13 protein-coding genes are annotated in these 15074 nt (G+C 71.7%); 1 reads left to right on the top strand and 12 read right to left on the bottom strand.

Annotated features, from left to right (window positions below):
• Nucleotides 1–17: 17 nt before the first annotated feature.
• The gene (locus EOINJALH_RS15895) at nt 18–485 is read left to right on the top strand and encodes a GNAT family N-acetyltransferase (protein ID WP_158219785.1); all 468 of its coding nucleotides are present in this window, start codon (nt 18–20) and stop codon (nt 483–485) included.
• 66 nt (nt 486–551) lie between these two features.
• On the opposite strand, the gene EOINJALH_RS15890 is transcribed toward EOINJALH_RS15895, so the two are convergent.
• From EOINJALH_RS15890 to EOINJALH_RS31865, 12 genes are all read right to left on the bottom strand, one after another.
• On the bottom strand, nt 552–1325 hold the full coding sequence (locus EOINJALH_RS15890) for a class I SAM-dependent methyltransferase (RefSeq protein ID WP_088281760.1): 774 nt from the start codon (nt 1323–1325) through the stop codon (nt 552–554).
• Nucleotides 1326–1351: 26 nt separating this feature from the next.
• A complete protein-coding gene (locus tag EOINJALH_RS15885) occupies nt 1352–2029 on the bottom strand; it encodes a PIG-L deacetylase family protein (RefSeq protein ID WP_088281758.1) in 678 nt (225 codons plus the stop codon).
• Entirely contained in the window at nt 2022–2729 is a 708-nt protein-coding gene (locus tag EOINJALH_RS15880) for a WbqC family protein (protein WP_088281756.1), read from the bottom strand. Before EOINJALH_RS15880 ends, EOINJALH_RS15885 begins: the two co-directional genes overlap by 8 nt.
• Nucleotides 2726–3796 carry an N-acetylneuraminate synthase family protein gene (locus EOINJALH_RS15875; protein ID WP_088281754.1) on the bottom strand — a complete coding sequence of 357 codons (1071 nt, stop codon included), beginning with the start codon at nt 3794–3796 and terminating at the stop codon, nt 2726–2728. The genes EOINJALH_RS15880 and EOINJALH_RS15875 overlap by 4 nt, the downstream gene beginning before the upstream one ends.
• Nucleotides 3797–3827: 31 nt before the next feature.
• On the bottom strand, nt 3828–4679 hold the full coding sequence (locus EOINJALH_RS15870) for a hypothetical protein (RefSeq protein ID WP_088281752.1): 852 nt from the start codon (nt 4677–4679) through the stop codon (nt 3828–3830).
• A gap of 76 nt (nt 4680–4755) precedes the next feature.
• On the bottom strand, nt 4756–6021 hold the full coding sequence (locus EOINJALH_RS15865) for an NAD(P)/FAD-dependent oxidoreductase (RefSeq protein ID WP_088281750.1): 1266 nt from the start codon (nt 6019–6021) through the stop codon (nt 4756–4758).
• Nucleotides 6022–6035: 14 nt separating this feature from the next.
• Nucleotides 6036–6881, bottom strand: coding sequence for a sugar nucleotide-binding protein (locus tag EOINJALH_RS15860; RefSeq protein WP_088281748.1), 846 nt, complete (start codon nt 6879–6881; stop codon nt 6036–6038).
• Entirely contained in the window at nt 6878–7330 is a 453-nt protein-coding gene (locus EOINJALH_RS15855) for a dTDP-4-dehydrorhamnose 3,5-epimerase (RefSeq protein ID WP_088281746.1), read from the bottom strand. Before EOINJALH_RS15855 ends, EOINJALH_RS15860 begins: the two co-directional genes overlap by 4 nt.
• Entirely contained in the window at nt 7327–8496 is a 1170-nt protein-coding gene (gene rfbG / locus EOINJALH_RS15850) for a CDP-glucose 4,6-dehydratase (RefSeq protein ID WP_234413877.1), read from the bottom strand. Before rfbG ends, EOINJALH_RS15855 begins: the two co-directional genes overlap by 4 nt.
• Complete coding sequence (gene rfbF / locus EOINJALH_RS15845; RefSeq protein WP_088281742.1) at nt 8493–9263, bottom strand: glucose-1-phosphate cytidylyltransferase; 771 nt, start codon at nt 9261–9263, stop codon at nt 8493–8495. Before rfbF ends, rfbG begins: the two co-directional genes overlap by 4 nt.
• Nucleotides 9260–10486, bottom strand: a complete 1227-nt coding sequence (locus tag EOINJALH_RS15840; RefSeq protein ID WP_088281740.1) for a hypothetical protein — start codon at nt 10484–10486, stop codon at nt 9260–9262. Before EOINJALH_RS15840 ends, rfbF begins: the two co-directional genes overlap by 4 nt.
• Nucleotides 10487–10717: 231 nt before the next feature.
• A partial coding sequence (locus tag EOINJALH_RS31865; protein ID WP_088281738.1) for a heme utilization protein occupies nt 10718–15074 on the bottom strand: 4357 nt, incomplete at its 5' end.

Raw genomic sequence — 15074 nt, 5'->3', positions numbered from 1 at the left:
TGCCACATCAGCGGCCGATGATCACCACCCGTCACGGCCGGTCGGCGCCTGCGCCGGCCTGGCGGCTGCGCCTGGCGGAGCCGCGCGACGAGGCGCTGCTGCTGCGGTGGCGCAACGATCCGGCGGCCCGGCAGGCCAGCCACCAGCAGGACCTGGTCGATGCGGCCGTGCACATGCAATGGTTCGCCCGCGCGCTGCGCGACCCGGAGCGGCAGATCTTCATCGCCGAGCTCGACGGCCAACCGGTGGCGATGGCCCGGCTGGAACGCGAACCGGGCGGCCACCAGCTGTCGTGGTTCGTCGACGAGGCCGCGCGTGGTCGTGGTGTCGGCCGGCGCCTGCTGGCCGAAGTGTTGGCGGCGACCCCGGGCGCGATCCGCGCCGAGATCAAGTCCGACAACGCCGCCTCGCGGCGACTTGCGGCCTCGGTGGGCCTGATCGCGGCCGGCGAGTGTCACGGCATCTGCCTGGTGGTCCGGCCCTGACGGGGCTGCACCGGGCGTTCGATGCCGCGGCCGCGTCCCGGCCAGCGGGCCGCCCCCGAGGCCGGCTCAGCCCTTCACGGCCACCAGGTTCCAGGACGCGAAGTGCGCGCCGTGGCCGCCGATGCGGTGGTCGTGCACCTTGTGCTGCAGCACCTCGATCTCGAAGCCGGCGGCCGAGAACAGCGACAGCAGGTGCGCCTCGTCGGAGAAGTGCACCTGGCCGACGCCGCCGAAGTTGCGGCTGTCGATGTCGCGCCGGGTGTGGGCGTCGACGGCGGTGCCGCGCTGCGAATCCTCGTGCTCGGTGGAGAACCAGTCCACGCCGATGAACTTGCCGCCGGGGCGCAGCACGCGCGCGGCGTGGCGCAGCGCGGCCTTCACCGACAGCGTGTCGTTGTGGGTGATGCTGGCGCGGTCGACCACCAGGTCGATGCTGGCATCGGTCTGCGGCAGGGCGAAGGTGAAGTCGCCGCACAGCAGTTGGCTGGCGATGTCGGGGAAGCTGCCGCGCAGCGTGCGCACGATCGACAGGCTGCCCTCGATGGCGTGGTATTCGCAGCCCAGCGCCAGGTAGAACGGGATGTTGGCTCCGGCGCCGCAGCCCAGTTCGAGCACGCGGCGGAAGCCCGCCTTCGGGCTGGCGTGGCGGTGGGTGAGCGAGACCAGGTCGCTCCACGGCCAGATGCTCAGGTGGGTGCTCTCGCGGTAGCGCTCTTCCCACTCGTGGCTGAAGCCGGCGGTGGCGGATGGGCTGGTGGCGTGGCCGGCGGGTTCGCCGCCTGGGCTGGACACGATGCCGTGGTCGGGGTTGGAACTGCGGACGGGGGCGGTGGCGAGCATGACGGGGGACTTTCGAACAGGTTGGCTCAGCGCACGATGCGGCGCTGGAGCATGAAGGCCTCGGCCTTGGCCAGGCCCACGCTGTGGCCGCGCCAGGTGGCCAGCGCCTCGATGGCGGGCAGGCTGCGGGCGTGCGGCGCGGGGCGCAGCTCGTCGGCGTAGGCGTCCAGCGCGGCCCGCTTGGCGGGCCAGGTGGCCGTGATGTCGACGAACACGTCGGGCACGAAGGGCGGCAGGCCGGCCGGGGCCCACTCGGTGCTGGACGGCACCTCGAAGGCCAGGATCTCGCGCAGCGTGCGGCCCGGCAGCGGCCGGCAGGCCGTCATCACCGCCTGATGCGTGATGCGGTGGTCGATGTTGAGGTCGCCCGCGTGGTGGCTGTAGACCACGTGCGGGTCGAACGCGGCGATCGCGCGTTCCAGCGGCTGCACCACGTCGAGCAGAGGCAGCGCGTCCATCTGGTTGTCGGCCAGGCCGAACGACACCCACGAGGCCACGCCCAGCGCCGCCAGGGCGCGGTCGCGCGCCGTGTCGCGGGCGTGGCGCTCGGCGGCCAGGTCGTCGCCGCGGCGCGAGCCCACGCCGTCGGCCATGAAGACCAGGTGCACCGTGTCGCCCTGGGCCAGGTGGCGGGCGATGGTGCCGCCGCAGCCCAGCGCCTCGTCGTCGGCGTGCGCGGCGATGACCAGGATGCGCTCAGGCATGGGCGCACACCTGCAGCAGGTCGGCGGTGGCGTCGGCACCGCAGTTGAGCCAGGCGTCCACCACGCTCATCGCCGGCGCGAAGGCGCCCCAGCATTGCGGGTAGACCGGGTGGTCGTAATCCTGGAACTCGACGTCCACGCCGGCGGCGTGGAAGCGCTCGACCTCCAGGTAGTCGCGGCCCAGCGCACCCGACAGGTAACGCTCGGCGCCGGTGGCCAGGCACAGGTCGAGCACCAGGTCTGACTTGCGGCTGTCGATGCCCAGCTCGGACAGGCGCACCACGCGGGTGTCGATGCGCAGCGCGGCCAGCCAGAACTGCAGCTGCTGCCAGCACAGCTCGGCCAGGTGGTGCTGCGGGGCGTCCAGCGGCTCGTCGATCAGGGCCGCCACGGCCTCGAAGCCGGCGTCGAAGTGCGGTGCCCGCGCGTAGTTCATCGCGATCGACTTGAGGTGCTTGCCGCGCCAGGGCTGGCGATCGTCGATCAGCGTGTCGCGCAGGCTGCCGTCGAGGTGGCCGCGCGTCTGCACCGGCACGGTGAGCCACTGCGGGCCCTGGGCCGTCTTGATGCGGTTGCGGTTGATGAAGCTGTTCTTCTCGAACTGCACCGTGTCGAGGAAGACGAACACGTCGGCCGCGGCGATCTTGTCGAAGTAGCCCAGCCAGGGCAGGTAGGCGGGCTGGTGTGCGGAGACGATCATCCTCGCAGGTCCTTCAGGCTGAGCGTGGTGCCACGGCGCAGGGCGCGGTTGGTGGTCATGCCCAGCACGCTGGCCAGCATCTCGGGCGGCAGGCCGTTGCCGGGCCGGCGAAGGCCGATGTTGTCGATGTGCAGCGGCTCGCCTTCGGCCACGTCGCGCAGCGTGACGACGCTGCGGCGGGCCAGCGTGCGCATGTCGGTTTCGGCCTGGGTGGGCCGCACGAAGGGCGAGCCCATCATCGTGTCGGCGGTGCGGATGCCGTCGATCCAGGCGGCCAGGCCCGTGGGCTCCTCCGAGAACCAGTGGTCGGGGCCGGGCAGGCCCTTGTCGAGGGTGAAGTGTTTCTCGAACACGCGCGCGCCCATGGCCACGGCCAGGCTGGCGGCCAGCGTGCCCTGGGTGTGGTCGGAGAAGCCGACCAGCAGGCCCGGAAACGCCTGGCGCAGCGTGGCCAGCTTGGCCAGGTTCACGTCCTTGGCCGGCGTGGGGTACTGCGAGGTGCACAGCAGCAGCGCCACCGGCCGGCCGGCGTACCAGCCGGCGGTGTCGATGGCGCGGTGCACCTCGGCCAGGTCGGCCATGCCGCACGACAGGATCATCGGCAGGCCGGCGGCGGCGTAGCTGGCGATCAGCGGCAGGTTGGTGAAGTCGTCCGAGCCGATCTTGATGGCCGGCACGCCCAGGGTGAGCAGCAGGTCGAGGTCGCTGCGGTTCTGCGGCGTCGAGAAGAAGGTGATGCCGGCGCGCGCGCAATGGGCCTGGATCGTGCGCCACTGGGCCGCCGTGAACTCGTAGCGGCTGAACATCGCCAGCATCGACTCGGTGACCGACTTGCCCTGCGACTGGTAGGTGAAGGTCTGCCGGGGGTCGCCGCAGAACTCCTCGGCGCGGAAGGTCTGGAACTTCACCGCATCGGCGCCGGCCTCGCGGGCGGCGTCGATCATGCGCAGCGCCCGGTCGAGTTCGCCGTTGTGGTTGATGCCCACCTCGGCGATGCAGTAGGGCGCGTCCTGCGGGCCGATGCGGCGGCCGGCGATGGCGAAGGCGGTTGGCTGGGGGGTGCTCATGCGGTGTCCTCGTCGGGGGGCGGCCTGCCGCTCAGCCCGCGCCGGCGCGAAAACGCTCGCGCACGGTGGCAAAGGCCTGCAGGAACTGCGGGTAGTGCTGGTCGCGGAAGGCCATCTTCAGCGCGTCGCTGATGAAGGCCTCGGTCGGGTGCTCGCGGAAGCGCGACATCGACCAGCCGAAGCCGTAGGGGTTGTAGGCCACGCTGCGCCACTGCGGCTGCACGGTGAGCAGCAGCGAGGCGGCGCGCTCCTGCAGGAACACCTTGCGCTGCGCGCCGGGGGCATAGGTGGTTTCCGTGCACAGCCGCTCGCGCAGCGGCGAGGGGCCGTACTCGCAGGCCGCGAACAGCCCTTCGTTGAGCAGCAGCCACTCGCGCCAGAAGGCGGGCCGGGCGACGAAGTAGTTGGAGAACACGGTCTGCCGCGAGTCCATCACCAGGTTGCGCAGCGGCGCCGGCCGGCCGACCGATTCGAGGAACTCGCCATAGGCGTCGATCAGGCCGGGGTCGAAGGTCTCGCCCTGCTCGAACACGTTGAGGAAGAAGGCCCCCATGTCGGGCTGCGGCGAGAACAGCACCACGTCGGCCTGCGGCGCCTGCTGCTGCACGAAGGCGGTGACGTCGGCGTGCGTCAGGCTGGTCTTGGCGCCGAACTTGGGCGAGAAGAAGCCGTAGAACGCGTCCTCGGCCATCGGCTGATCGAGCAGCCAGCGGCGGATCGGCCAGTACTCGTACCAGTCGGGCCGGGCGTTGGCCAGGTTGTCGAGCACGCGGTAGCCGGGCTCGATGGCCGCCAGCGTGGCCGGCGAGTAGGCGATCTGGAACAGGTGCACCGGCGGCGCGGCGGGCTCCAGCGCCAGGGCAGGGGCGGTCGGGGGGCTCATCGGGCCAGTCTAGGGCGGGTGCGGCGGCCGGCGACGCCGGAAAAGCGCCCCCCTTGGGCCCTTGTTCCGCCGTGGACTACAGCGCGTTCCAGCCGCTGAGCAGGCTCTGGTGGCTCCACAGGTAGTCCCACTCGCCGAAGCGGCCGCAGGTGCGCACGCCCTGGTCGGCCAGCCAGCCGCGCACGGCGTCGCGGTGGGTTTCCATGCCCTGGTCGAACACGACGTTGCCCCAGGGCAGCCGGCAGTGGTGCAGCACGACGATGTCCTCGGGCCGGGCGATGCCCAGCGTGCGCAGTGCCTGCACGGTGTTGGCCTTCAGCGCCTCGGGCTCGAAGCGCGACAGCAGGCCGCGGCTGTAGGCCTCGAACTGCAGCGAACTGCAGCCAGGCGGTGCGGCGTCGGGCGACTTCACCGACGGCGAGTAGCCGCGGCTGGCCCAGATGGATTCGTCGTAGAGGTAGAACCACAGGTCGGAGACCAGCGGCTTGTCGAAACCCACCGACACCAGATCGATCGAGGTGGCCACCAGTTGCCGGGCATGGGCCCGCACCGGTGCGGGCATGTCGGTGCACAGCGTGGCCAGCAGCGGCAGAGGCAGGCTGGAGACGAGCTGCCGGTAGGCCACCGGCGCGCCGCCGTTGAAGCACACGGTGCGTGCCGCCGTGTCGATGGCGGTGACGCGGTGGCCAGTGCGCAGCTCGGTGTCGGCGATCAGCGGGTCGATGAAGGCGCGGAAGCCGCCTGCCTTGGGGTACCGCATCTCCTTCGTGTAGTAGGTGTTGGGCGTCTCGTCGGTGACCAGGCCCAGCAGCACCTCGTCGAGCTCGGCGCGGCGCATGCGGTTGCCCACCCAGGCGGTGGACAGCTGTGCGGCCGGCGTGTCCCAGTACTTGCGGGTGTAGCGCAGCGGGTAGCGCTCGGCGATGGCGTCGCCGTACTGGTGGCGCAGCCAGGACTCGTAGTCGTCGCCGGCCGGTGCGTCGGGGCGCGCCAGGAAGGATTTCAGCAGCGCCACCTTGTCGGCCGCGGCCAGCGGGAACAGGTTGTTCTGCACCGGGTGCTTGAGCCAGCGGTCGGTCTCGAAGCAGCGCGAATCGGACGGGTGGGTGTGGTGCGGCGTGCGGTCGAACAGCTCGCGCACCCGCGGCTCGGTGGCGAAGCTCAGGTGCACCGCCTGGTCGAAGCGGAAGCCGTCCACCGTGAAGTGGTCGAGCAGGCCGCCGGCGCGTTCGCGGGCCTCGTACACCACCGCGCTGCGGCCCAGCTCTCGCGCGCGCCAGGCGGCGCCCAGGCCGGCGATGCCGCCGCCCAGCACCATCACGTCGATCGGTTCGTCGGCCATCGGGCGGGCCGCGCTCAGCTCGGCAGCGTGGCGACGTAGCGCGCCAGGCTGTCGCGCCAGTCGGGCATCTCGGGCAGGCCGAGCAGGCGCGAGCGCAGGTTGTCGGCCATCTCGTTGTCGGACACCGGCGCCAGGCGCTTGAAGTGGGACGGGTCGACCGGCTCCACCGCCACCGGCAGGCCGGCCAGGCGCACGATCTCGGCCACATACTCCAGCCGGCTGGCGTGGCCGCGGGCCACCGTGTTGAACACGCCGGTGTGCCGCGCCGCCAGCAACAGCAGCAGCCGCTCGGCCACGTCGGTGGCGGCGCTGGGGTTGCCGCGCTGCCGCGGGTTGGAGGCGATGCGCCCGCCGGTGGCGGCGCGCGCCTCGTCGATGCGGCGGGCGACGAAGTTCTTCGCGTTGTCGGCGCGGCCGCCGTAGAGCCAGCCGGTGCGCACGATCAGCGCGTCGGGGCAGTGCCGCATCACGGCGCTTTCGGCCAGCAGCTTGCTGCGGTGGTGCACCGTGGCCGGGTCGGCCGCGTCGAATTCGTGCCAGGGCGTCGCCTTGGCGCTGCCGTAGACCCCGGTGCTGGAGATGTAGGCCATGCGGGCGTCGACCAGGGCCACGCGGCGGGCCAGCGCCTCGCTCAGCAGCACGTTGTCGCGCCAGCAGGCGGCGGGCTCGCGCTCGCAGGCCTCGACGTCGGTGTTGGCGGCGGCGTGCACCAGCACGTCGCCGGGGGCCAGCGGCAGCGGGGCGCCGGGCACCAGCAGTCCGTCGCGCGACAGCGGCACGCAGTCGTGGCCGGCCTTCAGTGCGGCCTCGCGCACGGCGGTGCCCAGCAGGCCGTTGGCGCCGGTGAGCCAGATCTTCATGGCATCTCCCAGGGCACGCGCGCGAAGCGCTCGAGCGGCGCCGTGTCGGCCTCGGCCGGGTCGTGCGGCAGGCTGGCCAGGTTCAGCACCAGGGCCGGCGCACCGCCGACGGCCGAGAAGGCCATCCACAGGCCCGGCGGCACGGTCAGGCGGGCCGGTGACTGCGCGTCGATGCGCACGGTGGCGCCGTGGCCGCCGGCCTCGTCGTGCAGGTGGAAATCGACCGTGCCGGCGGGCACCAGCAGGTTCAGCACCATGCGGCGGTGGCGCTTCCAGCCCTTGGTTGCGCCGCCGAGCACGTGGCTGAAGTAGGCCTCGCCGAAGCCGGCGAAGCCGTCGTCGCCGGCCTTCATGCCGTGCACCACGTCGCCCAGCGGGTGGGCGATGCGGCGCAGCGGCGTGAGCACGACGCCCGCGGGCAGGGTGCCGGCCACGGGCAGGGAACTCATCGCGCGGCCCAGGCCAGCCCGCGCTCGGCGGCCAGCGCCTCGTAGCGCGCGATGTGCTGCGCGGTGAGCGCGGCCATGTCGGTGCCGCGCGGGCCGCGGTAGTAGGCGTGGTACCAATCGCCAACCAGTCGCACGCACTCGTCGTAGCGCAGCGTGGCCTGCCAGCGCAACTGGGCCAGCGCCTTGTCGCAGTTGAGCTTGAGCAGCCCGGCCTCGTTGAACGGCCGGTCCTCGGTGACGGTATAGAGCGACGACGGGTCGTCATGGCCCCAGCAGCGGCCCAGGTCCTGCAGCAGTTCGAGCACGCTGCGGTTCTGCTCGGCGTTGGGGCCGAAGTTGAAGGATTCGCCGTGCAGCGCGGGGTCGCCCTGCAGCCGCGCGGCCAGCGCCAGGTAGCCCGACAGCGGCTCCAGCACGTGCTGCCAGGGGCGGGTGGCGCGCGGGCTGCGGATTTCCACCGGTCGGCCCTCGGCCCACTGCACCATGCAGTCGACGACGATGCGGTCGCGCGCCCAGTCGCCGCCGCCGATGACGTTGCCGGCGCGGGCGCTGGCCAGCCGCACCGGGCCATCGACATCGGCGAAGAACGAGCGCTGGAAGGCGTGGAACACATGCTCGGCGGCACCCTTGCTGGCGCTGTAGATGTCCTTGCCGCCCATCGCGTCGGTCTCGCGGTAGCCGTACACCCACTCGACGTTCTCGTAGCACTTGTCGGAGGTGATGACCACGGCGGTGCAGCGGTGGCCGATGCGGCGCAGCGCGTCGAGCACGGTGGCCGTGCCCATCACGTTGGTCGACAGCGTGGCCAGCGGGTCGTCGTACGAGGTCGACACGATGGCCTGCGCGGCCAGGTGGAAGACATAGTCGGGCCGCACGCGCCGCAGCACCCGCTCGACGGCCGCCGCGTCGCGCACGTCGCCCAGGTGGTGGTCGATCGAGGCCCCACCGCCCAGCGTGTCGAACAGCGAGGGCGTGGTCGGCACGTCGATGGCATAGCCCGAGACATGAGCGCCCAGCCGGCGCAGCCAGGCGCCGAGCCACGCGCCCTTGAAGCCGGTGTGGCCGGTGATGAGCACCCGCTTGCCGGCGAAGGCGCCGCCGAAGGCGGTGTGCGGCGCCCCGGCGCCGGGTGCCGCCGGCGGCGCGGCCTCGCGGGCCGCGCTCACCATTGCCTCCACGGGGCGGTGCCGCTGCGCCAGAGGTCCTCCAGCAGGTTGCGGTCGCGCAGCGTGTCCATCGGCTGCCAGAAGCCGTCGTGCACATAGGCCTGCAACTGGCCGTCGCGCGCCAGGCGTTCCATCGGTTCCTTCTCCCAGGTGGTGTGGTCGCCGTCGATGGTGTCGATGACCTGCGGCGACAGCACGAAGAAGCCGCCGTTGATCCAGGCGCCGTCGCCCTGCGGCTTCTCCTTGAAGCCGGCGATGCGCTCGCCCTGCAGGTCGAGCACGCCGAAGCGGCCGGGCGGCTGGATGGCGGTGAGCGTGGCCTGCTTGCCGTGGCGGTGGTGGAACTGGATCAGCGCGCCGATGTCGACGTTGCTGACGCCGTCGCCGTAGGTGAAGCAGAAGGCGTGCTCCTCGTCGACGTACTGGCGCACGCGCTTCAGGCGGCCACCGGTGAGCGTCTCGTCGCCGGTGTCGACCAGTGTCACGCGCCAGGGCTCGGCGTGGCGGCAGTGCACCTCCATCTGGTTGCGCTGCATGTCGAAGGTGACGTCCGACGTGTGCAGGAAGTAGTTGGAGAAGTACTCCTTGATCAGGTAGCCCTTGTAGCCGCAGCAGATCACGAAGTCGTTGACGCCGTGGGCCGAGTAGCCCTTCATGATGTGCCACAGGATCGGCTTGCCGCCGATGGTGACCATGGGCTTGGGCTTGAGCGAGGTCTCCTCGCTGATGCGGGTGCCCAGGCCCCCGGCCAGGATGACGGCTTTCATGCGGCAACTCCTGCGATGAGTTCGGTGGACGGGCCCGTCGCCGCGCGGCCGCGCACCAGCGCCTGCGCCTCGTCGAGCATGCGCTCGAGCCGGTGCTCGAGCAGGTGGTGGTCGCGCACCCAGCGGTGGCGCATGGCGATGCCGGCGTGGCCTTCGGCGTCGAACAGCGCCACGGCCTCGGCCACGCGAGGGGCCATGTCGGGCAGGTCGGCGTGGTCGAACCACACCACCGGCGGCCGCTCGAAGGCCGAGAAGTCGAACTGCGCGAAGAAGGGCTGGATCCAGCGCGGCGCCAGCACCACGTTGCCGGTGAGCAGCGCGTCGAAGAAGCGGTGCGGCAGGTCGGTCATCGTCGGCACCATCAGGTTCACCTTCGACTGCGCCCAGACGCGCCAGTTGTCGTCGGCGCTGCGGCGGGTGTGGTGGTCGCCGCCGCCCTGGCCGGGCAGCTCCAGCGACGCGCCCACGGGCTGCGCCATCACGCGGCGCACGATGCCGTTGCGGAACGGGAACTGCGGGTAGTGCGTGAAGCCGCCGGACAGCGCCACCGTGCGCTCGGTGGTGTACAGCAGCGGCTCGAGCCGCTGCGCGTCGGCGCGTGACCACTGCATGGTCGACGCGGGCAGCGGCCCGCAGACGAAGGGGCAGTAGCGGTTGAGCACCGCCAGGTAGTCGAAGTGCGCCGGGAACACCAGGTCGGCGCACAGGCTGATGGTGGCGCTGAGCTCGAGCGTGTGGTGGTTGTCGTACAGGCAGGCGATGAACAGCGTGTCGGGGCAGCTCAGGTACAGGCGCTGCAGCAGCTGCAGGTGGCCCAGGTCGTTGTTGTTGACGATGACCGCGGCGCCGCGCAGGCGCTCGCACAGCGCCCCGAAGTCGGCCTCGTCGGGCACCTGCTGCAGGTCGAGCGCGTGCACCGGGAAGCGCGGCGCGAAGTGCGCGGCGATGTCGCCGGAATGCAGGTAGCGGCCGACGTACAGCGCGCGGCCGTGGCGCTGCCACTGGCGCATCGCGTGCAGGGCGCGCTGGGCGCGGATGGCCAGGTGGTCGAGCCGGGCCTCATGGTGGGCCGTGCCATGGGCTGCCATGCCCACCTGGGCCAGGGCCTGCCGCTCGCCGGCCACGTAGCGCTCGAACACGTCGCGGCAGCTGGCCAGCAGCGCACGCTGCAGGGCGTCGGGCGCGGCCGGCACGGGCAGCGGCGGGGTGGGTGAGGCGGGCATGCGGGCTCCAGGGTCGCGCAGTGCCGCGGCACGTCACCCCGACGGGCGGCGGGCCGGACCTGCTCTGTCGCCATGTTCGCCGTGCAGGCACTGGCCCGAAGCGCCGATGAAGCGGGCCGGCACCCGGCAGTTCTGCGCCTTGGGCCGCCCCAATGGCGACGGCCGGACCGCCGCCCGACCCAAAGGGTCAGGCGAGGGTCCGGCCGTCGCGGGGCCGGGTCGGCTGGCGCGTCAGAGCAGCGGCAGCTGTCGGTGCTCGTCGTCGTCCGGCCGCCGGTACGGCATCACCGGCAGCACGTGCTCGATCGGCGGCGGCGTCGGCGGGGCGCTGGCTGCGGCCGGCGGTTCGGCCAGGGCGGGCAGTTCGGCGGCCGGGGCCGAGAGCAGTTCGCCCAGGGCCGGCGGCGCAGCCTCTGCCGGCGGTGCGGCGCGGCTGAACCACACGTCGGCCATCTCGTGCTGCTGGCCGTCGGCGGTGGTGTAGCCGGAGACCAGGCCGATCAGGTTGCCGTGGTCGACCTGGGTGCCGGCGACGGCATTCAGGTCGAGCGAGACGATGCCGTGCTCGGCCAGGCCCTTCAGTTCGCCGGCGTCGGTCTGGCCGTCGTGGTCGGCGTCGACCCACAGCTTCAGGTCGGCGAAGCGCGCGTCGGCGGCACTGAGCAGGCCGTCGCGGTTGCTGTCCTCGCCGGCCATCGCGGCGTAGCCGTTGCCGGACCGGTGGCCGTTGGCATCGGGCGTGGCCATGCCGAAGAGTTCGCGGCCGTCGTCGATGGTGCCGTTGCCATTGCGGTCCATCACCAGCAGGCCGTCGTTGCCGGCGACCCAGCCCACCTGGTGGGCCTGGCCGGTGGCGGCCAGGTCGAAGCGCACGCCGTCGGCGGCCGACAGGGTCTGGATGCCATGGCCGTCCAGGTCGAGCACGATCGGCGTCACGCTGAACAGCGCGTTGATCTGCGAGGTCGACATCACCGCGATGTCGGACGACTGGAAGGCGCCGTACTGCTCCATCGTCATCGCGGCGATGTCGGTGGTCTCCAGCGCCACCACCTGGGCGGTGGTCAGCGCGACGATCTCGTTGGTCGTCAGCGCGTGCACCTGGGCGGTGGTCAGGGCCACGATGTCGGCGGTCTCGATGCTGGAGAACTGCGTGGTCGTCAGCGAGGCGATCTGGGCCGTCGTCAACGCGCTGATCTGCGTCGTCGTCAGCGCCACCAGGCTGCTGGTGCCCAGCGTGGCCACCTGCGCGGTGGTCAGCGCCGTGAGCTGGGTGGTGCCCAGGCTCGAGATCTGCGTCGTGTCCAGCGCGGCCAGCTGCACCGAGGTCAGGGCCACCATCTGCGCCGTGGTCAGGGCCACCAGGTCGGTGGTCTCGATCGCGGCCACGTCGGTGGTCTCGAGCGCGCGGATCTGCGAGCTGGTGAGCGAGCTCACCTGCGCGGTGGTCAGCGACTGGATCTGCGTGGTGCCCAGCGCCATCAGGTCGGCCGTCTGGATCGCACGGACCTGGGCGCTGGTGAGCGTGGACAGGTCGGTGGTCTCGAGGTTGGCGATCTGCGAGGTGGTCAGCGCCGCGATCTGCGCCGTGGTCAGCGCCGCGATCTGCGTCGTGCCCAGGGCGTTGAGGTTGCTGGTGCCCAGGCTGGCCACCTGGCCGGTGGTCAGGGCCACGAGCTGGGTGGTCGTCAGGTTGGACAGCTGGGTGGTGCCCAGCGCGCCGATCTGCGAGGTGCCCAGCGCGGCCACCTGCACCGTGGTCAGGGCCACCAGGTCGGTGGTCTCGATGGCGGCCACGTCGGTGGTCTCGAGCGCCCGCACCTGCGCGGTGGTCAGCGCGGCGAACTGGCTCGATTCCAGGCTGGCGATCTGCGTGGTGCCGAGGGCGGCCACGCTGTCGGTCTGCAGGCCGCGGATCTGGCTGGTGGTCAGCGCGTAGAGGTCGGCCGTCTCGAGGTTGTCCACCTGCGTGGTGGTCAGCACGGCGAGCTGGCCGGTGGTCAGCGCGGTGAACTGGGTGGTGCCCAGGGCGTTGAGGTTGCTCGTGCCCAGGCTGACGATCTGCGAGGTGCCCAGCGCCACGAGTTGCGAGGTGCCCAGGTTCGAGACCTGCGTCGTCGTCAGCGCGTTGAGCTGGGCTGAGGTCAGCGACGCCACCTGCGCGGTGGTCAGCGCCACCAGGTCGGTGGTCTCGATGGCGGCCACGTCGGTGGTCTCCAGCGCGCGCACCTGGCTGGTCGTCAGCGCGGCGATCTGGGTCGTGCCCAGGCTGGCGATCTGGGTGGTGCCCAGTGCCACAAGGTCGGCCGTCTGCAGGCCGCGGATCTGCGCCGTGCTCAGGGCCACCAGGTCGCTGGTCTCCAGGTTGGCGGCCTGCGCGGTGGTCAGCGCGGCGATCTGGCTGGTGGTCAGTGCGGTGAACTGCGTGGTGCCCAGTGCATTGAGCTGGGTGGTGCCCAGCACGGCGACCTGCGCCGTGCCGAGGGCGGCCACCTGCGCCGTGCCCAGGTTGGACACCTGCGTGGTGCCCAGTGCGCCGAGCTGTGCGCTCGTGAGCGCGGCAATCTGCACCGTGCCCATGGCGGCCAGGTCGGTGGTCTCGATGGCGGCGATGGCGGTGGTGCCCAGAGCACGCACCTGGCCGGTGGTCAGCGCGGCGACCTGGCTGGATTCCAGCGCAGCGATCTGCGTCGTGCCGAGCACGGTGAGGTCGTTGGTCTGCAGGCCGCGGATCTGGCTGGTGCCCAGGGCGTAGAGGTCGGCGGTCTCGAGGTTGAGGACCTGTGTGGTGGTCAGCGCGGCGATCTGGCTGGTGGTCAGCGCCGTGACCTGCGTCGTGCCCAGCGCGTTCAGGCTGGTCGTGCCCAGGCTGGCGATCTGCGCCGTGCCGAACGCGGCCACCTGCGTGGTCGACAGGCTGGCGATCTGCGTGGTCGTCAGACCGGCCAGTTGCGACGAGGCCAGCGCGGCGATCTGCACGGTGGTCATCGCGGCCAGGTCGGTGGTCTCGATGGCGGCGATGGCGGTGGTGCCCAGCGAGCGCAGCTGGCCGGTGGTCAGCGCGGCGATCTGGCTGGTGCCCAGGCTGGCGATCTGCGTCGTGCCCAGCACGGCCAGGTCATTGGTCTGCAGGCCGCGCACCTGGGTGGTGGTCAGCGCGACCAGGTCGCTGGTTTCGAGGTTGGCCACCTGGGCGGTGGTCAGCGCGGCGATCTGGCTGGTGGTCAACGCGGTGAACTGCGTCGTGCCCAGCGCGTTCAGGCTGGTCGTGCCCAGGCTGGCGACCTGCGCCGAGGTCAGTGCCACGAGCTGCGTGGTCGTCAGGTTGGACAGCTGCGTGGTGCCCAGCGCGGCGATCTGCGCGGTGGTCAGTGCGGCCACCTGCACGGTGGTCATCGCGGCCAGGTCGGTGGTCTCGATGGCGGCGATGTCGGTGGTGCCGAGCGAGCGCACCTGGCTGGTCGTCAGCGCGGCGATCTGGCTGGATTCGAAGGCGGCGATCTGGGTCGTGCCCAGCGCGGCGAGGTCATTGGTCTGCAGGCCGCGGATCTGGCTGGTGGTCAGCGCGTAGAGGTCGGCGGTCTCCAGGTTGGCCACCTGGCTGGTGGTCAGCGCGGCGATCTGGCTGGTGGTCAGCGAGGTCACCTGCGTGGTGCCCAGCGCGTTCAGGCTGCTGGTGCCCAGGCTGGCCACTTGCGCCGTGCCGAAGGCCGACACCTGCGTGGTGGCCAGGCTGGCGATCTGTGTGGTGGTCAGGGCATTGAGCTGCGCGGTCGTCAGCGCCGCCACCTGCACGGTGCCCATGGCGGCCAGGTCGGTGGTCTCGATGGCGGCGATGGCGGTGGTGGACAGCGAGCGCACTTGGCCCGTCGTCAGCGCGGCGATCTGGCTCGATTCCAGGCTGGCGATCTGCGTGGTGCCCAGCACCGCCAGGTCGGCCGTCTGCAGGCCGCGGATCTGGCTGGTGGCCAGGGCGTGCAGGTCGGCCGTTTCCAGGTTGGCCACTTGCGTGGTGGTCAGCCCGGCGAGCTGGCTGGAGGTCAGGGCCGAGAACTGCGTGGTGCCCAGCGCGTTGAGGCTGCTGGTGCCCAGGCTGGCCACCTGCGCGGTGGTGAGCGCGCCGACCTGGGTGGTGCCCAGGTTGGACAGCTGCGTGGTCGTCAGCGCGGCCAGTTGCGCGGTGGTCAGTGCGGCCACCTGGTTGGTGCCCAGCGCCGCCAGGTCGGTGGTCTCGATGGCGGCCACCGCGGTGGTCGACAGCGAGCGCAGCTGACCGGTGGTCAGCGCGGCGATCTGGCTGGATTCGAAGGCGGCGATCTGCGTGGTGCCCAGCACCGCCAGGTCGGCCGTCTGCAGGCCGCGGATCTGGCTGGTGGTCAGCGCGTAGAGGTCACTGGTTTCCAGGTTGGCCACCTGCGTGGTCGACAGCGCGGCGATCTGGCTGGTCGTCAGCGCGGTGAACTGGGTGGTGCCCAGCGCATTCAGGCTGCTGGTGCCCAGGCTGCCGATCTGCGCCGAGGTCAGCGCGGTCAGCTGCGTGGTCGTCAGGTTGGACAGCTGCGTGGTGCCCAGCGCGGCGATCTGCGAGGTC

Origin of the sequence: Ideonella sp. A 288 (genome assembly GCF_002198735.1) — a bacterium.
Classification (GTDB): Bacteria; Pseudomonadota; Gammaproteobacteria; order Burkholderiales; family Burkholderiaceae_C; genus Pseudaquabacterium.
This window is presented reverse-complemented; position numbering and strand designations above follow the sequence as displayed.